The 26,183-nt window shown below is 54.6% G+C and carries 21 protein-coding genes, 1 pseudogene and 1 CRISPR repeat array; of the genes and pseudogenes, 8 read left to right on the top strand and 14 right to left on the bottom strand.

Annotated features, from left to right (window positions below; translation table 11 throughout):
• Positions 1 to 136: 136 nt before the first annotated feature.
• The 4 genes from HNI00_RS13730 to HNI00_RS13745 form a co-directional block, all read right to left on the bottom strand.
• A complete protein-coding gene (locus HNI00_RS13730) occupies positions 137 to 895 on the bottom strand; it encodes a DUF1186 domain-containing protein (RefSeq protein WP_316787051.1) in 759 nt (252 codons plus the stop codon).
• Between the two features lie 111 nt (positions 896 to 1,006).
• On the bottom strand, positions 1,007 to 2,455 hold the full coding sequence (locus HNI00_RS13735) for a DUF2252 domain-containing protein (RefSeq protein ID WP_316787053.1): 1,449 nt from the start codon (positions 2,453 to 2,455) through the stop codon (positions 1,007 to 1,009).
• 270 nt (positions 2,456 to 2,725) lie between these two features.
• On the bottom strand, positions 2,726 to 5,215 hold the full coding sequence (locus HNI00_RS13740) for an HAD-IC family P-type ATPase (protein ID WP_316787055.1): 2,490 nt from the start codon (positions 5,213 to 5,215) through the stop codon (positions 2,726 to 2,728).
• Positions 5,216 to 5,345: 130 nt separating this feature from the next.
• A complete protein-coding gene (locus HNI00_RS13745) occupies positions 5,346 to 6,221 on the bottom strand; it encodes a YihY/virulence factor BrkB family protein (protein ID WP_316787057.1) in 876 nt (291 codons plus the stop codon).
• A 591-nt stretch (positions 6,222 to 6,812) separates the two neighbouring features.
• Between HNI00_RS13745 and HNI00_RS13750 the strand changes: the two genes are divergently transcribed.
• The 3 genes from HNI00_RS13750 (at position 6,813) to HNI00_RS13760 (ending at position 10,906) form a co-directional block, all read left to right on the top strand.
• Positions 6,813 to 9,095, top strand: coding sequence for an alpha/beta hydrolase (locus HNI00_RS13750; protein ID WP_316787059.1), 2,283 nt, complete (start codon positions 6,813 to 6,815; stop codon positions 9,093 to 9,095).
• Positions 9,096 to 9,458: 363 nt separating this feature from the next.
• Positions 9,459 to 9,773, top strand: coding sequence for a hypothetical protein (locus tag HNI00_RS13755; RefSeq protein WP_316787061.1), 315 nt, complete (start codon positions 9,459 to 9,461; stop codon positions 9,771 to 9,773).
• Positions 9,770 to 10,906 carry a hypothetical protein gene (locus HNI00_RS13760; RefSeq protein WP_316787063.1) on the top strand — a complete coding sequence of 379 codons (1,137 nt, stop codon included), beginning with the start codon at positions 9,770 to 9,772 and terminating at the stop codon, positions 10,904 to 10,906. The genes HNI00_RS13755 and HNI00_RS13760 overlap by 4 nt, the downstream gene beginning before the upstream one ends.
• Positions 10,907 to 10,989: 83 nt before the next feature.
• Here HNI00_RS13760 and HNI00_RS22290 read toward each other — a convergent pair whose 3' ends face one another.
• From HNI00_RS22290 to HNI00_RS13775, 4 genes and pseudogenes are all read right to left on the bottom strand, one after another.
• Positions 10,990 to 11,595 (bottom strand): pentapeptide repeat-containing protein, encoded by a 606-nt coding sequence (locus HNI00_RS22290; protein ID WP_474769400.1) that lies wholly within the window; start codon positions 11,593 to 11,595, stop codon positions 10,990 to 10,992.
• Positions 11,572 to 13,245: pseudogene (locus tag HNI00_RS13765) on the bottom strand (GH3 auxin-responsive promoter family protein); the annotation flags it as partial. The gene HNI00_RS22290 and the pseudogene HNI00_RS13765, both read right to left, overlap by 24 nt.
• Positions 13,246 to 13,400: 155 nt before the next feature.
• Entirely contained in the window at positions 13,401 to 14,768 is a 1,368-nt protein-coding gene (locus tag HNI00_RS13770; RefSeq protein WP_316787067.1) for a sensor histidine kinase, read from the bottom strand.
• A gap of 51 nt (positions 14,769 to 14,819) precedes the next feature.
• Positions 14,820 to 15,503 carry a response regulator transcription factor gene (locus HNI00_RS13775; RefSeq protein WP_316787069.1) on the bottom strand — a complete coding sequence of 228 codons (684 nt, stop codon included), beginning with the start codon at positions 15,501 to 15,503 and terminating at the stop codon, positions 14,820 to 14,822.
• 62 nt (positions 15,504 to 15,565) lie between these two features.
• Here HNI00_RS13775 and HNI00_RS13780 point away from each other — a divergent pair, with 62 nt between their 5' ends.
• Positions 15,566 to 16,063, top strand: coding sequence for a hypothetical protein (locus HNI00_RS13780; protein WP_316787071.1), 498 nt, complete (start codon positions 15,566 to 15,568; stop codon positions 16,061 to 16,063).
• A gap of 16 nt (positions 16,064 to 16,079) precedes the next feature.
• Here the strand turns inward: HNI00_RS13780 and HNI00_RS13785 are convergent, their stop codons facing one another.
• From HNI00_RS13785 to HNI00_RS13810, 6 genes are all read right to left on the bottom strand, one after another.
• Positions 16,080 to 16,739, bottom strand: coding sequence for an ATP-binding protein (locus HNI00_RS13785; protein ID WP_316787074.1), 660 nt, complete (start codon positions 16,737 to 16,739; stop codon positions 16,080 to 16,082).
• 109 nt (positions 16,740 to 16,848) lie between these two features.
• Positions 16,849 to 17,163, bottom strand: a complete 315-nt coding sequence (gene crn3 / locus HNI00_RS13790) for a CRISPR-associated ring nuclease Crn3/Csx3 (RefSeq protein WP_316787076.1) — start codon at positions 17,161 to 17,163, stop codon at positions 16,849 to 16,851.
• Positions 17,135 to 17,779: an HD domain-containing protein gene (locus HNI00_RS13795; protein WP_316787078.1), complete on the bottom strand. Its 645-nt coding sequence runs from the start codon at positions 17,777 to 17,779 to the stop codon at positions 17,135 to 17,137. The genes crn3 and HNI00_RS13795 overlap by 29 nt, the downstream gene beginning before the upstream one ends.
• A 122-nt stretch (positions 17,780 to 17,901) precedes the next feature.
• Positions 17,902 to 19,365, bottom strand: a complete 1,464-nt coding sequence (locus HNI00_RS13800; protein ID WP_316787080.1) for a TIGR03985 family CRISPR-associated protein — start codon at positions 19,363 to 19,365, stop codon at positions 17,902 to 17,904.
• A gap of 65 nt (positions 19,366 to 19,430) precedes the next feature.
• Positions 19,431 to 19,679, bottom strand: coding sequence for a hypothetical protein (locus HNI00_RS13805; protein ID WP_316787082.1), 249 nt, complete (start codon positions 19,677 to 19,679; stop codon positions 19,431 to 19,433).
• 89 nt (positions 19,680 to 19,768) lie between these two features.
• A complete protein-coding gene (locus HNI00_RS13810; RefSeq protein ID WP_316787085.1) occupies positions 19,769 to 20,536 on the bottom strand; it encodes a hypothetical protein in 768 nt (255 codons plus the stop codon).
• Positions 20,537 to 20,951: 415 nt separating this feature from the next.
• On the opposite strand from HNI00_RS13810, the gene cas1 reads away from it, so the two are divergent.
• The 4 genes from cas1 to HNI00_RS13830 all read left to right on the top strand — a co-directional run bounded on the left by cas1 (position 20,952) and on the right by HNI00_RS13830 (position 26,059).
• On the top strand, positions 20,952 to 23,234 hold the full coding sequence (gene cas1, locus HNI00_RS13815) for a CRISPR-associated endonuclease Cas1 (RefSeq protein WP_316787087.1): 2,283 nt from the start codon (positions 20,952 to 20,954) through the stop codon (positions 23,232 to 23,234).
• 12 nt (positions 23,235 to 23,246) lie between these two features.
• Positions 23,247 to 23,522 carry a CRISPR-associated endonuclease Cas2 gene (gene cas2, locus HNI00_RS13820; RefSeq protein ID WP_316787089.1) on the top strand — a complete coding sequence of 92 codons (276 nt, stop codon included), beginning with the start codon at positions 23,247 to 23,249 and terminating at the stop codon, positions 23,520 to 23,522.
• A 326-nt stretch (positions 23,523 to 23,848) separates the two neighbouring features.
• A CRISPR array of direct repeats spans positions 23,849 to 24,571; the repeat unit is 35 nt; unit sequence CTTTCACCACCACTTCCCCGCAAGGGGACTGAAAC.
• Positions 24,572 to 24,994: 423 nt separating this feature from the next.
• Positions 24,995 to 25,684, top strand: coding sequence for a hypothetical protein (locus HNI00_RS13825; RefSeq protein ID WP_316787091.1), 690 nt, complete (start codon positions 24,995 to 24,997; stop codon positions 25,682 to 25,684).
• Positions 25,685 to 25,702: 18 nt separating this feature from the next.
• Positions 25,703 to 26,059, top strand: a complete 357-nt coding sequence (locus HNI00_RS13830; RefSeq protein WP_172357052.1) for a four helix bundle protein — start codon at positions 25,703 to 25,705, stop codon at positions 26,057 to 26,059.
• Positions 26,060 to 26,183: the final 124 nt, after the last annotated feature.

Here is a 26,183-nt window from a genome sequence, read left to right on the forward strand (position 1 = left end):
AGCGTCATACATTACGCCCGCACATCGGTCACGGTTATAACGCAGGAGCGATCGCGCTGTTTCTACGAACGCTGTGATATTGACCCAATAGGACAGGGAGGGGCGATCGCCACAGGGCTGGGAATCAACAGTTAGCTTACTTACTCTTCTTTTTCGGCTTCTTCTGTGCAGTTTCAGCACCAAACCCCTTAGAGGGAGACGCAGGCAGCTTCGACGTTTTCACCCTCAGCCGTTCTGCATCAACCCGATGCCGACGCTCATACACTTCCGCTGGTGAGAGCAAGCCTAAGTGACGCTGCACATCTAGCCAGTCTCCACACATCGCAAAGTCTACCCATTTCGCAGCATAGGCCTGCTCGATGATGGGCGCAGACTCCCGAGCTGCCAGATCCAGCAGGCTATTGACCAAAACCCCGTTCATCTCTGGGCTGTTGTTGGCATACTGCTTAAGCGGCGCTTCCAGAGCCGCCACACATGCTGCCCTCATCTCCGGGTGGGTTTGACCCAGTTTGACCAGGATGTCAGCTGCTGTCCAGCGGCAGTAGAAAGGATTCTTTGGATTTTCTAAAAAATCCCGAGTTGGAGAGAGTGCCCCCGAACCAATCAGCGCAAAGACTTCGGGCATTTCTTCATTGAACCAGTCATTCTCTTCCATGGCGCTGAAGATTGAGAGCAGCGGCTCAATTGCATCCTCGGCTTTGAGCTGCCCTAGTGCCCGCCACGCATGAACAGGTGCCCAAGACTCTGGGTTATCCGACTCAGCCCAATTTAATTCCTGATCGATCGCCATTCGAGTCAATTCAGGAATATCCGCCTCAGTGAACCCATACTCTCGGAGATAGTCTATCCACTTGTGATGTGGGCGCAGGCGCTTTTCCCCAAGCTGAAGTAGCACGTTGACGGGTGGAGAGTAAGTTTCAGAAGTCATAATAGTCGGTGAAAAATAGTCGGTGAAAACAGGTTACACATGCTGTCAAATAATAAGCGCGGTACCGCATATTGCTGCCTAAACGCCCTCGGTGACGGGGATACGCCCCTGTCGCGCTGCCGCCACTAGCAGCTCATAGTCTCGTTCTGTCTGGTCTGCATAGGCGCTGGCAAAGGGAACCAGCGCGTCATCTAGGGCGGCGCTCTTGCCCACGTAGCCCGCCAGCATCGCCGCATCGCCAGATTTGGCATGGGCCAGGGCCAGCGCCCAGCCGCACAGCACGCCGTAGTTGGGTAGGGCCGAGGGGGCAAACTTACCGGGTTCGATCTTGAGGGAACCTTTCATGTCGCGCAGTTGGCGGAGGTAGTAATGAACGCCATCCAGCGTCCCCCATCCTAGAAAAATGTCTGGGGCACCCTGGATCAATCGCTGCCCAATCACAACGCGGTGTCCCTGATGATGATCTGGCAGGCGATGCCGACAGAGCGGGTCTTGATTCACTGGGTCTACGTAGGGTGCTAGAACCGAGGGCTGGGCCTCTTTGATTTGCAGAAACAGGGGATCATTGTCGCCTGTGCCTTCCAGATAAATGACTGAACATCGAGTCCCAACGCTGCCAACTCCCACCACCTTGCGGGCCCCGTCCACAATTCGATATCGAGACAGCAAAAAACGGCGATCGCCACTCAGGGAGGTCAGATAGTCCTGCATGAGGAGCGCGATCGCGTCTACGGGCGATCGCCCGCTGCTGGTCTTTTCCAGGCGCACGATCAAAGGCGGCGACTCCACAATATGGCGCTGGTCATCAATTAAGTCTGTTATCTTATCTAATGTCTGCAAGTTGGTTCTTTCACGCGCCTTAGTCAACAGGCGATCGGTTTTTTGGCGTAGCTCATCGGGCAACTTCTGAAGCAACTCATCTTCAGAAATCGTTTCGTACCACAGTTCCAGATGCCCCATTTCGGCATAGATCTGCAAATTTTTCCGATAGGACTGCACGACTGCCCGCACTGCCTCTTCACACAGCGTTGAACTGGCTCCCAGCGTCCTTCCCGCCACCACAAAGCTGGCCACCAGCCGCTTCAAATCCCATTCCCAAGCTCCCGGATACGTTTCATCAAAATCGTTAATGCCAAAGATCAAGTTGCGTTCTGCCGAGGCAAATACGCCAAAGTTAGACAGGTGCATATCCCCGCAGGCTTGAACCATCAAGCCCGTTGTTGGCGCTGGGGCAATATCTCGAATCATGATTGCCGCCGCTCCTCGCAAAAACGCAAAGGGAGAAGCCAGCATTCGCCCGTAGCGAATCGGCACTAGGTCAGATAAGCGAGTTTTTGCCTGGGCTTCCAGAATTGCGATCGGGTCTTCACGAAGGTCGGCGGGGCTATAGCTGCCGTGGGCCGAACGCTTGAGGACTTGACGCAGAGCTTTGCCCTCCGCCCGACGTTCTGCCACAGAGCGACTTTCAGTGGAGAACAGCAGCGCTGCTGGATCGACCGAAAGATTTGCAGAGGATGAAAACGGCATTTTCCTTGTTGCTCAGAAAGAGTCTTTGCTCAAAAAGAGTCGGATTGACCTGACCGCCAGACTGGCGCACCCCAATCATTGATTAGAACAACGTAATGTGCAACTTTGCTGATCCCCCTCACCCTTTGTCTAGTATGCCGAAGGCTTTAAGCCCTTGCCCAGAGCGATAGAGGGACCTCAAGCCTCTCTTTCTCCCTTTTTCCCAGGATGGGAGAAGGGGTTGGGGGATGAGGGCAGATTGAAAGTTGCACATCGCGTTAGAACAGCCTATCAAAACGGAATCAGCCCCAAAAAGCGCTCCATCAGCTTGCGTCGCCAGATAAAGCGCAGCATCAGTGCCCACACGATGGCAACCAGCCCAATGCCGATATATTCCTGCGGTTCCAAAGGAGCCAATTCAAAAAAGCGTTGCAGCGGCGGAACCGTAATAATCGCAATGTAAATTAACAGCACTAATCCTGCCAGAATCGTATAGCGCCAGTCTCGACTCAGCGGCTCTCCGCCCGCCCAACTCGGCGTTGGCGGCTTCAGGAACGGCAGCAACAGCAGCCCGCCCAAGACCTGCATTGTCACCATTGCGGATTCTGCGATTTGCTGAGCTTGGCTGATCTGTGCGCGATTGATTTGCTGTGCCAACTCTTCTAGCGAAATTGCGCCGCTCAACCAGTCCATCAATGGGCCGACGTTTTCTGCCAAAAAGTAGAGATAGACCAAAATACTCGCCAAAGAGAGGGTGAGTGCGGCAGGCACGACAAAATGACGGAAGGATTCCCACAGCGACACTTTGGGTCGGGTGGGGCGAGCCCAGAGCGTTACAAAAAAGGGCGGCAGACCCACCGTCAGGAACGTGACAATTGTGCTGGCCTTGATGCTGAAGGGAAACGACAGCGTAATCATGCCGATGGCCACGATCGCCAAGATAAACGAAAAGATCCGAACCATAAACAGCTTGCTGATGTCCACCACTCCGTTGCGGATGCGCCGTCCTTCCGTGAAGATTTTGGGCAAAGCGCTGAAGGTGTCGTTGAGCAGCACAATGTCAGCGACGCTGCGGGTGGCCTGGCTGCCGCTTTCCATTGCAACGCCGACGTTGGATTGCTTGAGCGACAGCACATCATTCACCCCATCGCCCATCATGGCGACATAGTGCCCGCGAGACTGGAGGCTCTGCACCAGACGCGCCTTTTGCTCTGGGGTAATGCGCCCAAAAATCGTGCTTTCTTCGGCGGTTTGAGTGAATGCTGCATCGTCCATTTCTGCCAGATCCTGACCAGATACGGCGATGATGTCCTCGCTCAAGCCTGCCTGTTTGGCTAGGGCTGCCACCGTGACCGGGTTATCCCCTGAAATGACCTTGACCTGGATGCCTGCCTGACGAAACTCTGCCAGGGTTTTCTCGGCATCTGATCGCAGTTCATCCCCGAAGAATAGCAGCGCTAGTGGACTGAGATCGGGCGGCAAGACGGGAGTATCTGACGCATCTGACCAGTCGGGAAGCGTGGGACTGTGGGCAAAGAGCAGCACCCGCAATCCCTGATCTGCGCCTTCTTGAATGCGCGTGAGCAGATCTTCTGACAGAGACATCGCCATTGCCAGTACCTCTGGTGCACCCAGAACGTATACACCAGGCTGATCTGCGAAGGCGATCGCACTCCATTTATAGACCGAAGAAAACGGGATTTCTTGCTTGACAGAACGCGGCAATCGGGGCAGAAACGCGGCGATCGCATCATTCGTTTTATTACTCGCAGTGGCGCTCGCGGCGTATTCTCCTAGGCGTTCTTCTAATGCAGCGCGATCGGTGTCAATGGGTTCGAGCGATCGCAGGTTGATTCGATTCGCCGTTAGAGTCCCTGTCTTGTCCAAACACATGACATCTACGTTACTCAGAGACTCTACAGCGTTGGACTGCTGTACGAGCGCACTCTGTTCCGCAATGCGGACTGCGCCCAGCGCGTAGGCCAGGGTAATCATGAGATATAAGCCAATCGGCACCAGCCCCACCAGCACCGCCAAGTTTTGTATGCCCGCTGTAATGGAAGTAACGCCCAGCAGCATTCGCAGAAACGTTACCAATCCCAGCACGATCGCCACACCCAGCAACAGGCGAATAATCAGATTAATTCGGCGTTGCAGCGGGGTGAGGATTTTCCGAAATCGACGCGCCTCTGCGGTCATCTTGCTCGACAGGCTGGCGGCTCCCACTTTTTCGGCTTCGTAGTAAGATGACCCGCTGACGCAAAAGCTGCCAGAATACACTGGGTCGCCGGGCCGCTTGAGGATGTGATCCGATTCGCCCGTCAGCAGGGATTCGTCTACTTTAATGTCGCCGTCGCCCACCATCACGCCATCCACCACCACCTGGTCGCCCGGCCCAATTGCCAAAATATCGCCCACCACAATTTCTGCTAGGTCAATCTCCTGCGATCGCCCGTCTCGAATCACCGTTGCCGAAGGGCGCGTCAGTAGCGCAATCTTGTCTAGCTTTTGCTTGGCGCGAATTTCTTGAATAATGTTGATGACGACGTTGAGCAGCACCACAAAGGCAATCACCACCACATCGCTGGCCCGCCCCAGGGCAATCAGCACCAGGCTCAGGAACAGATACACGCTGTTGATAAAAGTGAACAGGTTATCGCGCAAGATATCCCAATAGGTGCGGCTGGTTTGCACTGGAATATCGTTTCCCTGCCCAGCAGCGCGACGGGCAAGAACTTCGGATTGGCTGAGACCCTGGAGGGCGGAAGGCGTGGAAGACATGGGCTTAGCTGGGATTTTGGATTTTGGGTTTTAGATTTTAGATTTGGAGGTGTGTTGAAGTAGGTGGACATCATTAATTTGAAAATATTACCCCCAACGGTGATGCTGAGGGCGTTTTGAACGTGACGTTCTAATGCTTTGCGCGGCTGCGGCGACTGCCGAATAAATGGGCATAGACATAGGTAAACTCACAGCCAAAGAAGAAAATCTGAACGGTCAAGAAAATCCACAGCATTAGGATCATCACGCTGCCGATCACGCCGTAGGAGAGAAACCGCCCGCCAATTGAGATGACGCTATTGCCCACCAACTGCTGTAATGCAAAGAGCGCAACGGCGGTCAGCAGCGCCCCCGTCCAGACATCTCGCCATTGGATGCCCACGCTGGGCAGGATTTTGAATAGGATACAAATGGCGATCGCCAATATTAAAAAAGACACTCCTGTTTGCAGACCTCGATCCAGCGAGATATCGTCAAACTGAGTGACTTCAAAGGTTTCCTGGAGCGTCTTGACCAGATTCAAAAAAATCCGAATCGCAATGTTGGACACTAGCGAAACCAGCAGCAACAGCGCTGTTCCTAGCACTAGCAAAAATGCAAATAGCCGATTTTTAATGAAAAATAGCACTGAATCCACCAGACCCCGCCCGCTGGAGTCTGGATCGGCCGATCGCCAGATGTAGTTTACCGAATAGCGCAACACCCCAAACACGCTGCTCGACGCAAATAGCAAGATCCCAAAGCCTACCAGTCCCGCGCCGACGCTGTTCTCATTCATCGTGATGATAGTTCCCCTAACCAGCTCATGCGCTTCGGGCGGCAGGGCCCGCGCCAACCCTGCGGCGATCGCCCGAAACGCCTCCGTATCTGGCCCGATCAAGGAACTGATAATACTCAGCATCACCAGCAGCAGAGGAAACATAGCAAACAGCGCATGATAAGACAAAGCCGCCGCCATCCCTGGACAATTGTCTTGATTCCAGCGCAGACCCGATTGAATAAACAATTGAACTAACCTCGACGGCAGGATGGTCGATCGAACGTATTCAATGAACCGCATAGGACTGCTTAGATCTGGACTCTCTGTCTAGAAATGATCTCGCTTATTGCCACAGTGCTGTGGCGCGAATTGGTCTTGAGCAGACTACTTGAGCAAACCACTTTGAGTAGATTACTTCGAGTAGACGACTTTGAGCAGACTAAATATAAGACAAGCTGATAACAATTCATATATAACTCAGGGGATTTTAGGACTCTATTTATAAAAATCTAGACTCAGATTAACGAAGATGCATGAAATTACTTTGTGCCCTGTCAAACGGATTGCCAGTTTGAACGTGCTTGACTTACATCCTCCCCAAGACGCGCTGCGATCGCACCTCCAATCTCAACAACTGGCAACATCGGAGACTAGGGCCAGAGACACAGAGACTCCACAGCAGGCGATCCGCAGGGAAATGCTGTAAGCTATTGCAGAAGTCGGGCGCAAATGGTCAGGATCAACCCCCTACCGTGGCTGTCCGGGCTATGCGTCTCAAAACCACAGCCTCCGATGGGTTCCTTGTCTCAACTACTATTCATTCCTCGAATATCTGCCTTGCAGCAATTCGCCGCGCGACCCGTTGAGAGGCTGCTCCAATCACTCTCTACAGGTTTCTTATCGACCTGCGCTGCACTGGGCATTGGCGTTTGGGGTAATCTGCTGGGAGCATCGCCAGCCCTCAGCGCAGAGCGGCTCACGACCTACGTAGGGCCCCTCCAACTCTCGATCTCCGTCGATGCGCTCGAAACCTATGCCCAAACGGGGCAAGCTTCGGGCAACTTGAGGCTATTTCTGGGCTTTTTGGATGCCGACTCTCAAGCGCAACTGCGGCGACTGCTCCAGCACGAAATGAAAGCCGATGTCGCGTTCGTTTCGCGTGTTCTTAACATTCCAATGGCGGAGCAGGTGTTGCAGAGCATCGGCAAGACCCTGCAAACCGATTCTGGACTGAATGGATTTCGCGCGGTGCGCTCGGCGCTCATCCTCTCTGCTGCCAATCACCCAGAGGGATGGACCTGGATCGACTGGATGCGGCAGTATCCTACCTCAGATATCCGAATCGATCTGAGTTCGCTAATGGCGCTTCTGCAAGATTTGAAAACCGTCGTTCTATATCAGGATGCGGCCGCTCAAGTGGTGATGGATGCCTCCAATCAAGAAGCCGCTGCTGACCCGGAGTTTGCCTATGATCAGCTACCAGACCTGAGCCAGCCCGGCCCCTATGCGTTTCGGCGGGAACAGTTGACGTTTGACATCCAAGCCACTCGCACCACGCTCGATGGTTTCTCTGGACGCTACACCATGCGGGTAGATGTCTACATTCCAGAGAACGCCCCAGCGCCCGCGCCGCTGGTCGTTTATACCCACGGCTGGGGTGGTCGTCTCAGCGATGGCATGGTGGATGGCGAACACCTGGCCTCCTATGGATTTGCCGTTGCAGTGCCCGAACACATTGGCACCACGGACACCTATCGCAGTCTGTTTCTGGCGGGTGGGCTGGGCGACCTGACGAGTCCGACGGAGTATGTGAGTCGGCAGCAAGACATCATCTTCCTGCTGGACGAGTTAGAAAAACTCGATGCGACCGATCCCCAGTGGCAGGGGCAAATTGACGTGCAGCGGGTCGGCATTATTGGTCAATCTCTGGGTGCAATGACCGTTCTGGGAGCGGCAGGGGCCAGCTTCGACCCGGCTCAGCTTGTGCCGCGCTGTGCAGAGGGGTTAACCCAGCTCAATCCATCGTTTCTGCTGCAATGCCACGCTCGCTTCTTGCCGCCGACCCTCTACGACTTTACAGACCCCCGCATTCGCGCTGGGATTGCTCAATATCCGATGGGGGCAACGCTGTACGGACAATCAGGAGTTGGCAATGTGCAAATTCCGATGCTGATTCTAGCTGGGACTCGCGATATCTTAGCGCCTTCGGTGTATGAGCAAATTCCGATGTTTGCCTGGATGGATGCCCCCGATCAGTATTTGGGACTCATGGTGCCCGGAACCCACTTTTCCACCAGCCCGCCCCAAAATGAAGAACTGGTTCCTGCGCTGATTCGGGGGCCGGCTTGGGCGATCGGGCGTTCCTATATCCGCAACCTCAGCGTCGCGTTTTTCAAAACCTACTTGGGCGATCGCCCCGAATCGTCTGAGTATCTTCCATACCTAACCGCCTCCTTTGGACAAGTGCTGACCCAGCGAGCGGCGACCTTCAGCAGCGACGAAAATCGGCTTTATCTGATTAAATCTTTATCCCCGGCGCAGTTGGCCGCTGCCTACGGAGGGCAAATTCCGGGGGGCGATCGCCCTCTTGCATCCCGTTCTTCACCCGTCGCCGCCAGTCGTTCCGTGCTAGACGATCTAGACGCAACGGGCGTTCTGAGAATTGGGATTCGCTCTGAGGTGGCTCCGCTGGGTTACGTTAATCCACAGTCGGAGTGGACGGGCTTTTGCTTTGACATGGCCAGGCAACTGGCTGACTATATTACGACGACGGAATCAATGTCGGTGGCGCTGGTGGTGCTGCCGTCCAATGCAGACAATCGCTTTGACCTGGTTCGGAATGGATCTGTCCATCTGGAATGTGGCCCCAACCCGATCCACACCACGGTCAGCGGAATTGTCTTCTCGGAACCTTTTTACGCTACGGGCAACTTTGGGCTAGTGCCCAATGAATCTCTGGAATGCAGTTTCTATGGTCTGGCTCTGCCCGATGGCGATCGCCCCTGGCGCTCCTTGGTCAATCGCTATCTGCGCTCGGAACCTGCCCGATTGCAGCGTCGAGAGTATGCCAGGAACTTTGATACCGATAATCTATTTAACCTGGAAACCTGCTTTCGCTGAGTCCTATAAAATGGCGATCGCCCTCAAATTCCGGCGTTTCGGGCTGTTAGGAATAAGATAAAAGCAGCATCTCCTGACCAAGCTGAAGTCGTGGCGCTAGTATACTTGAACTGCCTTTGCGTCTCAGATTTGAGTGCCCTAAGTTTTGACAATTTTGACACCTATTTGACACCTATCAGAGCGATTTTGGACTGGTAATTTGCCTAGATCTCAATTCCTCCCTGAAAGGTGAGATATTTTTGCACGCTTTCTTTAGAAATAAGCTATTCTAAGTAAGCTATTCTGTTGAGGTTCTGGTCAAAATTAATGCACAGATTAATGCACACCAGATTAATGCACGCCAGCTTGAGGCGAAGGTGACGAGTGCTGTGGGTTGAGCGTATCTCATGCCCACTGCCCCAACCGCCGCGATGGCGGACGATCGGGCGATCGCGCCAGATTGCGCCAAATCGCGCCAAATCGCGCCGCATGGATAAAGCCGCCGCGCCCTACTCACAGTCTTCTGCCATTTTTGCCCCTGAACAGCAGCACACGCCGATGCTCCAATCCGTGAAACCCTTTAACCATAAGCAGTTCAGCCTGCGAAGCATGATCGCTAGAACCAAGGCGGGCGATCGCCCCACTCCCATAGACTCTCGTATCCCATCCGTCATCCCCAGATTTCCAAACCCATCATGACAGACGATTTCATCATGACCGACCAAGACCAAGTAAGCCACACTGACCTGACGAATGCTGCCGAAATGCTTGCCAAACTGACTGCGACGACCACTGACAAACCCCAAATGCCATCTGCCGCTGAGTCTGATGAAAAGCCGTCTAAAACCCGACGTGCCTACCGAAAGCCCGTGATTGTGGATTTGAACCTGCTAAAAGCTGTTGCAGAACAGATCGGCATCAAAGGTAAAAACCGCAGTTCTGAAGATCTATTGCACCAGGTTCTAGAAATATTTTTGGTGCTGGGCGTTGATCCAGCAGAGGCAGTCGAGGCGCACGCTCAGTCTGCCCAACCCGCCTCCGAACCCGTCAACTCGGCCGAGGAGACTGCCGAATCTTCACCCGCCACCGTTGACCTCAAGATTGTGGCAGACCAGGCCAAAACGCTGGCCTGGTTTACCAACGAAATCGAAACCCTAAAAAACCAGGTGAAGCAGCTAGAGCAAGCGCTGCAACAGGGACAAACCCAGCCCAATGCTCAGCTTGCGGCCCTCCAGCAGGAAAACCAGCGACTCCGGCAGGAGCGAGATGCAGCCGTAGAAAAGCTTGAAGCCTTCCGCAAGCTGCTAAACGGCAGCAGCACGCCAGCCCTCTCTACGCCAGCCCTCTCTGAGGAGGTCGAAATAGTACGTCCAGCAGTGCCCACTGTCTCGCTTGCTGAACCCGAACCCGCGCCTGTAGTGTCGAAAAAAGCTGAGTCCCGCGCTTCATCGACCCGTGGCAAGAAGGCGATCGCCCCCACCGCCACCAAGCCCACCGCCACCAAGCCCACCGCCGCCAAGCCCAGCGCCATCAAGCCCAAACCTGCCCCAGAAGATGCATCGCTCGATCCGGGCGTGCTAAAGGCGCTGTACGCCATCATGGACTATAACAATGCCCAAACCTCCCATGCAGACAAGTGGGCCATCTCCTTTCCGGTGATGAAAGATCTCTGCAAGACCATCGGCGTGGCCACACAGACCAAAATCACCCAGGTATTTCGCACGAAGGCAGACCTGATCGAGCAGCACCACCAGGAGCATAGCCTGGGGCAGCGCCACAATCGGGTTCACCAAGGACAAAGCATTACCGACGTGATTTCGCTGGGAGTATAAGTGGCTTTATAACTGCTCTATAACTGGTTCCGCAATTCTTCAAAACACCCAAATACCTAGAGCCGGACTTGCTTGCAGAACGCTCAGAGCATGGGCGATGAGGTCAAAGCTGGCAGCGTGTGCTTGGCATGGCTAAAGTTTGTATGCCACATCAACACCTTACTCAGATTTGCGTCTGAAAGGTCGGCATAGCTAAAGTCTGTTCGCGTCAGAAACGCCCCATCCAGCATGGCCCCGCGCAAGCAGGCCCGATGGAGCCGTGCATCCGTCAGGTCAGTATTGACCAAGAGGCTTTCACTCAAATCTGCATCACTCAGGTTTGCTTCTCGCAGCAGTGCCCCCGTCAAGTTTGCGCCCCGCAGAACTGCACCCTGGAGGTTTGCGCCGCTGAGGTCAGCGTAGGAAAGATCCTGCCCGCTGAAATCTATCCCTGCTAAATCTGCCTGGAGCAGGTTTGTGCCCCTCAAGCAGGGTAGCTCTGGCGCAGGGCGGGTTGGGCAAGGTGGAGGCTCCCAAAGCGTTTGTGGCTGAACTTGCGGCGCTGGCTCACAGAGCGGAGAACTTAGCTCAGACCCGTTGCCGCGTAGTGCAACATCCGATAGCGAAACATCCGATAGCGAAACATCCGATTCGGAATGGCAGAATGGCGTGGCATTTGAAAAATCGCTTAGCCCGATTTCATACTGCACGGGTAGACCCTCCAGCAGGGTTCGATCTTCGCTGATATGGGGCAGCTTGAGCTGAGAATCAAATATGCCGCGCTGCACCTGGCGCTGATGGAGCGTGGCAAAGCTGCCTGCTGCCAGAACCCGCAGACAAGGCGGAGGCACCTGATCCTGGCGGGCGCTGGCATAGAGTAGATTAGTCTGTTGCAGCCAATGTTCAAACCGCATCAGGAAAGAATATGGACGCGCTAGGGAATAGCCAGGGGCTAGCTCTATGTTCACCCAATATCGCGCTGGAAACTCATGGGCAGACAGGGTAATGCAAAAGTCTTGGAGTTTGATGTTGAACTCGCGCTGCACCTGTTCCATGACCTGGATTGCATGAAATTCCGTTGTTTTCTCTGTCGTAGAAGACAGCAGCCCACCCTGCCGATGGCGAAACACAATCAGCGGCGCTTGTTCATAAAATCCAACGACTTCCACAACATCGCCGATGTCGTAACGATAGAAGCCGCTGTAGCTGGTCACCAAGATACGATATCGTTCGCCAACCTTCACCTCCACAGGCAGGAGGGTTTTGGGCTGTTCGACATGCCACTGATCCTGCGGGACGAATTCAAAAAAGCCGCTCTCGATTGCCAGAATGCTGCCGTCGGTGTTGAAGCTGGGATAAACGCCAAAGGTGGCTTCGGCGGTGCCATAAACGCCGCCAAATACCGGGATGTCGCCAAAGTAGTCGGGGAATCGCTCTAGATAAAAATTGGAGGTGCCGCCGCGAGCAGTGGTGAGATAGCTGAGTCCTGGCCAGGCGGCTTTTGGGGTGAGCCGACCGTCGTAGTAGAGGGTAGCCCGCAAGTCTGTGGCCCGCTGGGGAGCCGCCGTAAATCGCCGTTCGAGCTGGGCCCGCAGGTGGGGTTCAAGCTGGAGCCACGGGGCGATCGCCCCCTGTTCTAGGTCGTGAATGAGCTCCTCAGCATAGGTTTCCAGATAGCGGCAGGTCCGCAGCATCAGCATCGGGAAATTTGCAACCCAGCCGCGCAAATCTGCATGGCACAGCGCAAACAGCAGGCAGACGTAGTGGCGGGCCAGGGTATCGGCGATTTCTAGCGCGTCGAAGGGCTGGCTGAACAACTGCTCGAACAGGAGGCGGCCCTGGCGAATGCTGCCCACGCTGACGGGGCCGGTGGGGATGCCGCCGCTTGTTTTTTGGGGTTTGGGAACCGCATTGGTGAGCAGTCCTTTGCCAAAGGGGAGGCGGCGCTGCTTCATTTCGGCGATCGCAAAGCCCATGCTGGCCAGGTCAGCCCGACGCAGCGTGCGCTGATAGCGTCGAGTCACAGGCACTTGTTTTTTGCGGCTGGTGGTTCCACTGGTGAGGTTGATATAGACCACCGGATCGGGGTTGAGGACTCCCCGATCGCCCTGGGCAATTCGTTCTGTGTAGGGTTCATAGAAGCTGTAGGGCAGCACCGGAATTCGTTCACGAAACTGATCCAGCGTTTTGATCGTTGACAGATCGAACTGTTGTCCTAGCTCTGTGTTTTTATGTGCTTGGATGAATTCTCTTAGAAACAGTTCTTGCGTTTCCATCACCTGCTTGGTCTTGTGGATCAAACGTTCTCGCGCATGAGCAGCGTAGGATTCCAGCAGTGTGAGTGTAAAGCGATGATTCATGGGCCTGATCAAATCTTGCTGAAGAAACTGGGTATTCCAAAAGTCCTGCACAAAAAGATTTGCACAAGAAGACCTGCACAGAAAGACCTGCACAAGGCGAGGGCCGCTGTGCAGCACCAGCTTCTACAGTGCCAGCCAAAAGTAACAAGAAGGTTTCAGGAATCCTGAGCGGTTTTTCCTTTGCGGCTTCCTTTTTGCCGGACGAGCGGCAACTGAATTTCAAAGACCGAGCCTTGATGGAGCTGGCTGCGGACAGCGATGCTCCCTTGGTGGGCTTCGATGATTTGACGGGCGATCGCCAGTCCCAGCCCCACGCCCCCGGTTTCGCGCGATCGCACGGCATCAGCCCGATAGAACCGATCGAAAATGTGTGGCAGGTCGGCTGCATCAATTCCGATGCCCGTGTCTCTGACTTGCAGGATTGCTCTGGCGGGCTGTTGAGTGAGAACCAGGTCAATCGCGCCGCCTGCGGGGGTATAGCGACAGGCATTTTGCAGCAGGTTGGCGATCGCCATTTGCAAAACTTGCGGCTCTGCGAAAACCAGAACGGCCGTCTGTGGCACTGTGCAGCGCAGGGTTTGCTGACGGTGGGTGGCTTGTGCCTGGGTCGCGTCTACAAGCTGTTTCACCAGTTGCCCCAGATCAACGGCTCGCAAAACATGCGGCGGCAGATGTCCAGAGTGTCGCGCCAAAAACAGGAGTTGACCCACCAGGGCGCTCATGGATTCGGCAATCTCGACAATGGTTTGCAGGCGGTGGCTCTGCTCTTGGGAGTCCACTGGCTCCATCAGTCCGACCTGGGCATTGCTGAGGATACCTGCCAGGGGCGCACGCAGCTCATGAGACGCATCGGCGGTGAATTGCTGGAGTTGCTGATAGGCCTGGTGGATCGGCTGCATGGCCACGCCACCCAAAATCCAGCCTGTGAGGGCGATCGCCCCCAGCGCCATCGGCACGCCGATCGACAAGAACAGCCGCAATTCTCGCAGGGGTTCCTGAACCGAATCGAGGGGGGCCGCAATTTGCAAAAAGCCCAGCACCTCCTCGCCCCGACGCACGGGCAGCGTGAGCTGGCGAAATTGCTGAGGCGGGCCGACCCGTGGCGGACTTGATGGAGCGGTCGGGCGCAATGCTGCACCCGTCAGAGTTACCAGTCCAATAGGTGCATCCAGCGTGGCAGCGGGAATGTCTCCCACAAACTGGAGGAGCCGTCGATCGGGCGTATACCACCGGGCAAAGTGCAAGTAGGTGTCTAGCACCAGCGTATCGTTTCCCAGCAGGGGCACGCTTTCTAGGTCGATGCGCCGAATCGATTGATACTCAATCTCTTCAACGCCGCCCGCCATGATTTGGGCCGTGTTGTAGAGGTCTGCGTCGAAGGTTTGCAGGCGATCGCGGGCCTCGCGCCAATACAACAGCGCCGCAAAGACGACCAGAATGCTGCCCATCGAGAGCGTAAACCAGGTAGCTAGATTTTGGCGGCTGCGGTTGAATAGCATGTCAGCGGCATCAGAAAGCGGCATCAGAAAGCGGCATCAGAACCCGGCATTAAACGCGGCATCAGAATTAGCATCTCAGTCAGTCGCCTCTGGCACGCTCAGGCGATAGCCCATGCCATAGACCGTCTGCACCCAGGTTTCTGCACCCAGGGGTTGCAGGCGCGATCGCAGTCGGTGGATTAAAATCGCGACTGCCTTACTTTCGGGCTGCATGTTCCATTCCCACAGCGCTCGCTCAATCTGGTCGCGGGTCAGGACTTGCTGAGGATGCCGCATTAGATATTCCATCAGTTGAAACTCTCGCGTCGAAAGCTGAATGCTCACGTCTTGCCGCTGCACCGTCAGCGTGGCCAAATGCAGATGCAGATCCGCCAAATGCAGGATGTCGCCTGTCCAAAGGGGCGATCGCCGCCCCAGCGCCCGCACCCGCGCCAGCAGTTCTAGAACATTCACCGGCTTAACCAAATAGTCATCTGCGCCTGCGTCCAGCCCCGTTACCCGATCCATCAGCCCATCTCTGGCAGTCAGCATCAAAATTGGCGTGCCTTTGCCCGTCTGACGATGCTGCTGACACAGAGCAATCCCGCTAATCTTGGGCAGCATCCAGTCCAAAATCAGCAGGTCGTAGGTGTGTTCCTGCATGAGCCACTGTGCGGTTTCCCCGTCCAGCGTGGCATCCGTGATGTGGCCGGCTTTTGCAAGGGCGGCATAGAGCGGCTCCAGTTGAATCGGATCATCTTCAGCCAATAGAATCTTCATAACCCTGCTCTGCTCAGGAAGCTCGTCCTGCGGCTGTCTCCAGGTTTCAAATTTTACTTGCTATGACTCCATTTCGCTGGCTGTGTGCCCGGTTCTCCCAAGGCCGAATTCTCTCCGCTCAGGACGGGCGGACTGCCCCAAAGCTGAGGAGTTCGTCACCCCTGCGATCGCCCGCCAACAGCCCGCCGCTCCCCTCGCGCCTGAGGCCGGCCCTGCTTCTCTTGGCGCTACCTGCCGTCGGTGCGCTCTTCTGGCTGGGAACAGGCTGGCTCAATCAGCGCGTTTTGGGGCAATCCTATCGCCTGCCAGACCAAATCATTCTGCCCAATCCGCAGCAGGTGGAGCTAACGCTGCGGCTGACGGTGGTTTCGATTGATGTGGAAATTGACCGGCGCGAGGGCACGTCTGAGGTGGTCGTCCAGGTGCGCGGTTCGACGTTGCAGGCGCTGGAGTTTGAATATCCGCTCACAGATTATGCCACGGTGGAGCGGGCGATCGCCCAAGAGCTAAGCCTGCCGCCTGAGCAGGTTCGCCAACTGATTCGCTATCGAATTGAGTAAGCGTCGGTGTTGGACGCTAACATGGTTGAGCCAGCAGCCAGTCGGCAAATTGGGCGATCGCCGCTTGATAACAATCGGCTCCCAGTTCGCGGCAGAGGTTGACCAGTGTGCCCTGAGGAATGGGGCGATCGATCTGAATGGTGGAGCGGGCAGCCGGGTCGATCTGATGGTCGGGCGATCGCACCAAGCGCGACTGAAAGCTGGCCAGCACCGGACATCCCTCATCAGCCGCAAAGACATGCCAGCGCATCGCCTCTTCCTCATCTGCTGACAGCACCAGGCAATGAGTGGATCGCCGCAAGATTTCGGCGTTCTCAGCCGTGCGCTTGCCACCCAAATCGAGCAAAATCAGAGACAACTGAGAGTTTCTTCCCAATTGCTCAATCATGTGCAGCGTCGAGCCAACAAACTCTTCCGAAAAGGCAGCTTTTTTGCGGATTTGCTGCACTACTGATGGATCGGCTTCATTGGACCACATGCCTTCTCCATCGGGACAGGCGCGGTGCAAAAACACACCCGACGGCTGTCGCTGCAACAACTGTCGATACAGTTCTGCCAAAAAGACTGATTTTCCTGAATGCGGCGGCCCGCCTACGGCAATCACTCGACCGTAATAGTGGACACGGGGATCGGTCGCAGAAGAGGGTTGAGACAGGGGGCTATGGGGAGTCGTCATGGTAGATGGGGGCACACAATTAGAAATGAGAGGTTTGGAGATGAGAGGCTAGATTGGCGGCTAGAGATCAGAGGCTAGAGATCAGAGGCTAGAGACCAGAGGCTAGAGATTAGAGGCTGAGGGTCTTGCCGACTTGAAAGCGTTCATCATGCGTTTGCACAATGACATAACCCAGGCGGGGGTCGTAGGTGGCGATCGCCGGACTGGGGTGCGCCGCATGAAAAATCATGCCGTATCCCCACACCGGGCCGCGGCCGTTGATCAAAATTGGCGATGAACCCACGAGTGCTGGTTCAATCTCTCGCACAGCTTCTGCAAATTGCTCTGGTGTCGTTACTCCAGTGGGAATTTCAAACTCCACCAAGCGAAAGACTAGCCCATTCTCATGGGGGTGATCAGTGATTGTGAAGACGGGTTTTGCCATGAGAGTTTACGTTTGAGGTGAGATTGTCTAAAGAATTTTCCAGGTTTGTAAGCAGCGTGCGGAGTTCTATCAGCATCGGGCTAGAAAAACGATCGCCCACGGCATCCAAGCAAGCCCGATAAAACCACAGAATATCGGCAGGGCTAGCATTGAAACGCTGCCACACGCGATCGCCCTGACGCTGCCAGTCTGCCCAGATACAGCGCAGGTTGTGCAGCTTGTCGGCAAGGATCACGCGCTGAATGGCGGGTTCGGCTTGCTGAAGCTGGGCGATCGCCCGAAGTTTTCGTTCTTTCCAGGATGGTTTTGGCGTTTCGTCCGATTCCGTACAGGCATCCACAATGCGTAGCACGGCATCACCAAACTGTTTCCGAATCTCATTCCGAGTGGCATTCCCGCCCTGATCCTCGATTGTGTCATGAAGCAGCGCGGCAATCGCCGCGTCTTCATTCCCGCCATCCTCCAGAACCAGCGCAGCAACACTCATCAGATGGCTGATATAGGGGACGCTGCTGCCTTTCCGCAATTGATGTTGATGCAGGTGAAAGGCATAGGTCAGGGCGTGTGCAAAGCGAGGGCTAAGAGGTCGGGATTGGGTTTGTTTTTCAGGAATCATTGTTCTTGATCGCGCCTCCCCAATGCGGATGATGATAGGGACAGGACTTCGCACTTGCGAGAAGTTTTTGGATTTTTCTGCGGGCGCATTTCGCGAGAAACGCCCAACTTAATGGAGTCTCTTTATTCGATCAGGTCGCCTTCATACAGCCTCCAGGTTTCTTGCATATCGTCCGTCATACGCTGGCGCAAGCTCAGCGGCAGCAAGACTTCTACATTAGGCCCCCATGCCCGCAGCCGCATGACGACGTTGTTGTCGCCGAGGCGATGTTGGGCGGTGCAAAAGACGCTGCTCTTGTGGCAGGGGCGATCGCCAAACAGCTTGGTTAACGATAAGCCCTGCCTGCTGATCTCTGGATCAGCCCGAAAGCGTTTTTCTGCTTGGGCAAAGCCCATTTCAGTAAACAGCTTGGCGCGTTCAGTGTTGGCAATGTAGTTGCCGTAGAAATAGCGCTCGAATCTGAGTAATAAAGGGGCGATCGGGCGATGAATTTCGACACCCATGGCCAAGGCAACCTCCTGCTGCACAAATTCCGGTGTTTTCTCAGCAAATCGCTTGGGTAAGCCTGGGGCTGATGCTACTGACTGTGCCAATGACTGTGCCAAGGACCGCCCCTGTGAAGTTTTGAACCGCCATTCGGCAGGCAGGGATGGATCGTTCCAACTCAAAAGCTGGAGAGACAAAATTCGATCGAGGCGATAGTCATACCAGCTCAAATGCTCCGGTTTACCATCATCTAAATGCTGCGGTGTTTGACCAAAGGCAAAGAGGTATGGCGCACGCTGAAAGTAATAAATGCAAACGGGATACGTTAGAATGTTGAACTCTGCCTCGTAGTAGCGAATGCTGCGATAGACCAGCCGCACGGGAGGCACAGGAGTCTGCTGCCAGCCCTCCTTTAAGGTTTGGAGTAATTGCTCCACTTGGCGAGACACAGCCTGGGAAATAATGTATTCCGTATCCAGGATAAACCGCTGGATGCCGTTGATGGGCTGGGGAAAATGCTCAACGACGTTAGCCAAATCATTCGGGATGAAGTGGATCAACGCTGGCTCGTCCGCAGATTCGGCGGCGATCGCAGCAATCCAGGGCAAGGTCGGCAAGACGCTAACCTTGTAGTAGCGCCGCTGGCTGCCTGTGCCGCTAGCTTTGAGCCAGCCCAGTTTTTCCAGCGTTGCAAAGTCGTTTCGCAAGGTGCGGCGATCGACTTGAAACGGAATCGGCTCTTCATCCGCTGGCGTATCGCCCAGTAGTGCAGAAAGGCGATCGCGCTGAATGCCATAGCGATTCACAAATGCTTGCCGCCACAGCGTTTCATTTATCTCAGGCTGATCCTGAAAGAGCCACTGCTTGAGGGTTCTTTGCTGCTGCTCTGGCCGCAAGAACGAGTCTCGCCATTGGGCATTGCTAAAGGAACCCACTGCATCGGTAGAGAGCAGCATGGGTTTTTCGCTGTAGAGCGATCGCAAAATCGCCCACAGCCGCACGGCCTTCAGCAAATTGCCCTTTTGCCCCAGTACGCCAGGTACTAGATAATCCAACAGCTCTACCGTCGGCGGATAGTCAAACGAAGATTCCATGTCCATGAATCGATTTTGGAGTTTGGATTGGCAATTTTGGATTAGCAATGTTGAATTGTGAATCCGGTGTGCTATTCCCAATAGGGCAAACCTGTTTCTTTCCAGAGCGGCGGGAGCGATCGCTTGTCCTTGCTCTCATTTTCGGTAAACCATTTGTAGTTTTCGCCGTCTGGGTCTGGCTGTGGTTTCATTCTGGGATAGTGAATCGGCCCGTCCAGCTCTTTTGCTGCCTGCTTAAAGGCTTTAATAAACAGAACTTCTTCAAAGTCCTCTTTGTTTTTTTCTGGTGAGTAAGCAAGCGCAACGGACTGCTTAAACACATCGACACATTACCCAGGACTCACAGACACCCAGGACTCACAGACACCCAGGACTCACAAACATCCAGGACTCGCAGCAGGTAGCACACTTAGCTTACTTTTTGCCGATCGCCCTGGCGCGATCGCCCCACCACCTGCATCCCCAGCCTCACGCGAATTGGCTCATGGGAACCTATGATTTTCCCGGTTTTGTCATCCGTGCGGGCGGGGGTATATTGCAGGGGACGAGCCGTGTTGATGCAGGCCAGCACTGCCCCCACCGTGGCGTGAGCGGTCATGCCCGTATAGTCAGTAATTACGTCTTGCTCAGACCAGCCCTCAGGGAGGCGAGTCCGATATATTCCATCCACGCAGTCGCGAAACTTCAGCGGATCGTAGACATCATTCATCACGATTGGATCATCAATACACACGTCAGGAAATTTGCGACGCAGTTCCAGCGCCTTTTCCAAACTGTCGCGGGAGCAAACCAGCCAGCACCGTTCTAGCTGAGGCAGATGAAAGCGGAGGGCCGTTTCGCAGGCTGCTGGATTGCTGACCAGCAGAATCAGCCCCAGATAGGTTTGTTCCAGCTTTTTCTGCTCTACCTCAAACGGGACATGGGCCGGCAACAGCGCAATTTGCCGGGAGATTAGCCACGACACCGTGGCGATCGCCCCCACCAAGATCAGCAGCGAAATCAGCGCAATGCGGACGAGCGCCGTCGCATCATCCCCCAGCCACGACTGGAGCAGGTCGTATACTGCATTGCCAAAGATTCCCAGGCAAACTGACCCAATAAAAAACGGCAGAATCGTCTCTGCATTAAACACAACCTTAATGGCTTGAGTGATGGCTTCAGTCAGCGTGTTTCGCATGGCGTAGGGCAACTCTCAATGTCTGATGTCGATACCTAACTGTTTTACACCCCCTTGGAAGGAGAGTCTTCCAAGGTCGTTGAAGATATGAACTGAAAACATGAACCAGATCAGTTGCCACAGCTATGCCATCTGCTGATTTCTAAATCTCAGGACTTACGCCGTGAGATCCCCCTAAATCCCCCTTTAATAAGAGGGACTTCGAGGTCGGTTCCCCCCTTGTTAAGGGGGGCTAGGGGGGATCACTGAGCGCTGGGACTCCGAACCGATCCCCCTGAATCCCCCTTAATAAGGGGGACTTTGGGGTCGGTTCCCCCCTTGTTAAGGGGGGCTAGGGGGGATCAGATCGCGCATAAGTCTCAAATCTAATCGCTGACTCGGATTTTGCATCGCAACCTTTAGCTTTTAGAACACCATGCTCAACCGCCCCACACTGGATTTGCCCACACTGGATTTACCCAAACTGGATTGGCAACAGTTTCTATCGGCAGAAAACTTTGAACAGGCCTGGCTCAAGGTGCGGCGAAACCGGGGCTGTGCGGGGGTGGATGGCGAAACGGTGGAAGCCTTTCAGCAGGATGCCAATCGCAAGCTGGCCACGCTGCGCCGCCAAATCGAAACGGGCACCTATCAGCCCATGCCGCTGCGATCGCTCCACATTCCCAAAAAGCCCAAGCTAAAACCAGGCGAACCGCCCAAAACCGAGTGGCGCGGGCTGTCTGTGCCCACGGTGCGCGATCGCATCGTGCAGCAAGCCCTGCTCAACCTGCTGCATCCCCTGCTAGAACCCCAGTTTGAAAACAGCAGCTTTGCCTATCGCCCTGGCCGCTCCTACAAAAGCGCCGTGCAGCAGATCGACCAGTGGCGACAGCAGGGCTATGACTGGGTGCTGGATGCCGACGTGGTGAAATACTTCGACAATATTCAGCACCGCCGCCTGTTTGATGAACTGCAAGAGCGGGTGCATGATCCGGCGATCGGGCATCTGGTGGAGCGGTGGATCGGCAGCGGCGTGTCCACCGCATCGGGACTAATCTTGCCGAATAAGGGTGTGCCCCAAGGCGCGGTGATTTCGCCCATTTTGGCGAATGTGTATTTCGATGATTTTGACGAAGCCATCGAAGCCGCAGGGCTGAAGCTGGTGCGCTATGCCGATGATTTTGTAATTTTGGCCAAGTCCAAAGCGCGGATCGAAAGAGCCTACGACCTGGTAGAAAATTTGCTCCACACGATGGGGCTGGAGCTGCACCCCGACAAAACCCGCATCACCCATTTCAACGACGGCTTCCGGTTTTTGGGGCATACCTTTGTGCGATCGCTCGTTGTGCAAGACCAGCCCAAAACCCGCCAACAGCGGCAGCTTGAGCAAACCGCGATCGCCCAAAAAGCCACGCACCCAGAGGCATCCCCCATCCTCCGCTACAGCGACCCTCCCCCCCAGGCAACCCAGATGCAGCAAGCTTTACAAGCTGCCATCAACGCCTCCGAGACACCTATTCCGCCGCCGCTGTATGTCGTCATGGGCTATCGGGTGCGCGACGAAAAACCCGTGCAAATCGAATCTAAAGAATGGAGTTGGAGGAATGGTATGTCTACGCTGTATCTGGTGCGGCAGGGAACGATGCTCCGCAAAGACCACGGGCGCTTTGTGATCGAGGGCGGCCGGTTTGAGACCGACGAAGACGAGAGCCTCGCGGCGCAATCGTCCCCGTCCCAGTCTCCAACCTCCAAATCCAAACCCCAAACTCCCAAATCCAAAATCCCAGAGCCGTTCCCCCCGCTGGAGATCCCGATTAAAGAAGTCGGGCGCATTTTGGTATTGGGCAATGTGCAAATCAGCACCAGCGCCCTGTCGGAATGTTTGGAACATCAGATTCCCGTCGTGTTTATGAGTCGCGCCGGAGACTACAAAGGGCATCTCTGGAGCAGCGAGTTTTGCGACCTGCCCACCGAGGCGGCCCAGTTTGGGCGGCGGCATGATCCCCGCTTTCAGGTCAAAATGGCGCAGCAAATCTTGCATGGCAAGCTCACCAACTCGCGCCATCTGCTGCTGCGGCTAAATCGCAAGCGCAAGGTAGAAGGGCTGAATGCCAAAATCCACCGCATTGATCAGCACATCGCCGCGCTGACCCAGACGACGGATCTGGACGTGATGCGCGGGCACGAAGGCGCATCGGCCCGGCTCTATTTCACCGCCCTGGGGCAGTTGATCACCCATCCCGGCTTTAGCCTGACGGAGCGCAACCGCCACCCGCCCAAAGATCCCGTCAACAGCTTGCTCAGTTTTGGCTATACGCTGCTGTTTAACAACGTCCTCAGCCTCATCCTGGCCGAAGGGCTAAATCCCTACCTGGGCAATCTGCACCGCTCCGATCGCAAGGAGCCACACCTGGCGTTTGACCTGATGGAAGAATGGCGATCGCCCATCGTCGATAGCCTGGTGATGTGGCTAGTCAACAAAAAGGCGATTCGCCCCACCGATTTCACTTTTCCCAATGCCGAAGGTGGCGTGTACCTGGAAAACACGGCGCGGCGCGTGTTTCTCAAACATTTTGAAGATCGCATTACCGAAACGGTGACTCACCCTACTGTGCAGCAGCCCGTTAGCTATCGGCGGGCGATTCAGCTCCAGATCCAGCGATACAAGAAATGTCTGCAAGATTCCCAGCCCTACGACCCGTTTATTCGGACAATTTGAGGGAGGGATGCCATGCTAGTGCTTGTGGTGTACGACATTCCCGATGACAAACGCCGCGATCGCCTCGCTATCTTGCTCGAAGGGCACGGGCGGCGGGTGCAATATAGCGTGTTTGAATGTTTTCTCTCCCTGTCAGAGATGAAGAAGCTCTACGAAAAGGTGAAGCGGCAGGTCAAACCTGCTGAAGACAACGTGCGGTTTTATTGGATCGCCGCCGACAGCCTGCCCAAAACGCTGACAATCGGCAGCGAACCGCCCGCGCCCCCGCCAAAGGCCTATATCATCTAGCGCAAATCGTTTAGCAGCAGCCTGGGCAACGGGCAAACCCAATGGAACGGATGGAGGGCAACCTCTGTCCGTTTTATTTTTTCTTCCATTGACTTTTCTAGGAAGAACCCACTATCCTGAGGGTGCCGATGGGTCGCCTCCACGATCCAACCGCACCTTGAAAGCCGCATAACTTCGTTCGATTGTGGAGATGCCTGACTCAGTAAGGGTTCTGGCGCTCAGAGAAAAGTCCTGGTGTCTCTTTTCTTTGCTTTATTGCCACTCCGGAAAGATCGTGTCGATTTTTGTTCTGGGAGCCTTGCCCAGACACAGTTTCAGGCGGCACTCTTTCACCACCACTTCCCCGCAAGGGGACTGAAACTTGAGCTTGTTTACCTGATTTGAACAACATGGCGTATGTCCTCTTTCACCACCACTTCCCCGCAAGGGGACTGAAACCGAGGGTTGTTATCAAAGTACGCTTCAAGCTGCGTCAAGACTTTCACCACCACTTCCCCGCAAGGGGACTGAAACCTGTGTAGTTTCAGTTGGTTCAACCAATTCTTCATGACTTTCACCACCACTTCCCCGCAAGGGGACTGAAACCTGATATAGCGGGGGAACGGAGAAATATACACCTCTTCCCTTTCACCACCACTTCCCCGCAAGGGGACTGAAACACTTAATTTCCTTGACCAACTCGCGAACGTGCAAGGGCACCTTTCACCACCACTTCCCCGCAAGGGGACTGAAACTCAATGGAATCGAAAATCTGCACAGGACCATTTACGGGCTGAAACACTTTCACCACCACTTCCCCGCAAGGGGACTGAAACATTAGATTTGGTTCTGCCTCGCAACTGGATTTGGAATGACATTTTCTTTCACCACCACTTCCCCGCAAGGGGACTGAAACAGGGGTGTTGACATGCACAGGGGTGTTGACATCAATCGGACCCTTTCACCACCACTTCCCCGCAAGGGGACTGAAACGCGAAAGAACCAGTCAAGCGGACAGTTTTGAAGTGAGACATGCTTTCACCACCACTTCCCCGCAAGGGGACGGAAAGCTTTGGGAAAGAACGAAAAACGAAAAAGGAAAAAGGAAAAAGGAAACTGGATTTGCCTGAAATCGCCTCGCTCTTCGTTCTTCCCTTTTCGTTCTTCCTTCTTTTCCCCCCCTTCCCCGCAAGGGGACGGAAAGCTTTGGGAAAGAACGAAAAACGAAAAAGGAAAAAGGAAAAAGGAAACTGGATTTGCCTGAAATCGCCTCGCTCTTCGTTCTTCCCTTTTCGTTCTTCCTTCTTTTCCCCCCCTTCCCCGCAAGGGGACGGAAAGCTTTGGGAAAGAACGAAAAACGAAAAAGGAAAAAGGAAACTGGATTTGCCTGAAATCGCCTCGCTCTTCGTTCTTCCCTTTTCGTTCTTCTCTCTTCGTTCTTCGTTCTTCGTTTTTCCCTTCTCCCCCCCTTCCCCGCAAGGGGACGGAAAGCTTTGGGAAAGAACGAAAAACGAAAAAGGAAAAAGGAAACTGGCTCTGCCCAGAATCGCCTCGCTCTTCGTTCTTCCCTCTTCGTTCTTCCTTCTTTTCCCCCCCTTCCCCGCAAGGGGACGGAAAGCTTTGGGAAAGAACGAAAAACGAAAAAGGAAAAAGGAAAAAGGAAACTGGATTTGCCTGAAATCGCCTCGCTCTTCGTTCTTCCCTCTTCGTTCTTCGTTTTTCCCTTCTCCCCCCCTTCCCCGCAAGGGGACGGAAAGCTTTGGGAAAGAACGAAAAACGAAAAAGGAAAAAGGAAACTGGATTTGCCCAGAATCGCCTCGCTCTTCGTTCTTCCCTTTTCGTTCTTCTCTCTTCGTTCTTCGTTTTTCCCTTCTCCCCCCCTTCCCCGCAAGGGGACGGAAAGCTTTGGGAAAGAACGAAAAACGAAAAAGGAAAAAGGAAAAAGGAAACTGGATTTGCCTGAAATCGCCTCGCTCTTCGTTCTTCCCTCTTCGTTCTTCGTTTTTCCCTTCTCCCCCCCTTCCCCGCAAGGGGACGGAAAGCTTTGGGAAAGAACGAAAAACGAAAAAGGAAAAAGGAAACTGGCTCTGCCTGAAACCGCCTCGCTCTTCTCTCTTCGTTCTTCTCTCTTCGTTCTTCCTTTTTCCTCTTTCCCTCTTCCCTTGGGCATTTTAAACAGGTAAGCGCATCTCCCTACCGCCATGCCCGAATTTCCCAAAGAAGACCTGCGACAGCGCACGAAAGCCTTTGCCATGCGGATTATCAAGGTGTATACCGCTTTGCCCAAAAGCACCGAAGCTCAGGTTTTGGGTAAACAGCTACTCCGCAGCGGAACCTCTGTGGGTGCCCACTATCGAGAAGCAGTTCGCTCCAGGTCAAAATCTGAGTACATCAGCAAAGTAGGCGTTGGGCTACAAGAACTCGAAGAAGCAATCTACTGGCTAGAGTTATTGACCGACGCTGGGCTGGTTGCTCCTCAAAAAATCAGCAGCCTCATGAACGAGGCAAGTGAACTCATCGCAATCTTTGTCACCCTCTCTAACCGGGCGAAAAGATGAAAAGAGAGGAAGGAAAAACGAAAAACGAAAAACGAAAAGGGAAACCGGATCTCGCCTAGAATCCCTTCGTTCTTCCCTCTTCGTTCTTCGTTCTTCGTTCTTCGTTCTTCGTTCTTCCCTCTTC

The sequence above is a fragment of the Thermoleptolyngbya oregonensis NK1-22 genome (assembly GCF_032705245.1).
Classification (GTDB): Bacteria; Cyanobacteriota; Cyanobacteriia; order Elainellales; family Elainellaceae; genus Thermoleptolyngbya; species Thermoleptolyngbya sichuanensis.

Coding starts and splice junctions, on each gene's coding strand:
- HNI00_RS13735 (WP_316787053.1), bottom strand. CDS start 2,455: ATGCCGTTTTCATCCTCTGCAAATCTTTCGGTCGATCCAGCAGCGCTG.
- HNI00_RS13740 (WP_316787055.1), bottom strand. CDS start 5,215: ATGTCTTCCACGCCTTCCGCCCTCCAGGGTCTCAGCCAATCCGAAGTT.
- HNI00_RS13760 (WP_316787063.1), top strand. CDS start 9,770: ATGACAGACGATTTCATCATGACCGACCAAGACCAAGTAAGCCACACT.
- HNI00_RS13770 (WP_316787067.1), bottom strand. CDS start 14,768: ATGCCGCTTTCTGATGCCGCTGACATGCTATTCAACCGCAGCCGCCAA.
- HNI00_RS13775 (WP_316787069.1), bottom strand. CDS start 15,503: ATGAAGATTCTATTGGCTGAAGATGATCCGATTCAACTGGAGCCGCTC.
- HNI00_RS13780 (WP_316787071.1), top strand. CDS start 15,566: ATGACTCCATTTCGCTGGCTGTGTGCCCGGTTCTCCCAAGGCCGAATT.
- HNI00_RS13785 (WP_316787074.1), bottom strand. CDS start 16,739: ATGACGACTCCCCATAGCCCCCTGTCTCAACCCTCTTCTGCGACCGAT.
- crn3 (WP_316787076.1), bottom strand. CDS start 17,163: ATGGCAAAACCCGTCTTCACAATCACTGATCACCCCCATGAGAATGGG.
- HNI00_RS13795 (WP_316787078.1), bottom strand. CDS start 17,779: ATGATTCCTGAAAAACAAACCCAATCCCGACCTCTTAGCCCTCGCTTT.
- HNI00_RS13800 (WP_316787080.1), bottom strand. CDS start 19,365: ATGGACATGGAATCTTCGTTTGACTATCCGCCGACGGTAGAGCTGTTG.
- HNI00_RS13810 (WP_316787085.1), bottom strand. CDS start 20,536: ATGCGAAACACGCTGACTGAAGCCATCACTCAAGCCATTAAGGTTGTG.
- cas1 (WP_316787087.1), top strand. CDS start 20,952: ATGCTCAACCGCCCCACACTGGATTTGCCCACACTGGATTTACCCAAA.
- cas2 (WP_316787089.1), top strand. CDS start 23,247: ATGCTAGTGCTTGTGGTGTACGACATTCCCGATGACAAACGCCGCGAT.
- HNI00_RS13830 (WP_172357052.1), top strand. CDS start 25,703: ATGCCCGAATTTCCCAAAGAAGACCTGCGACAGCGCACGAAAGCCTTT.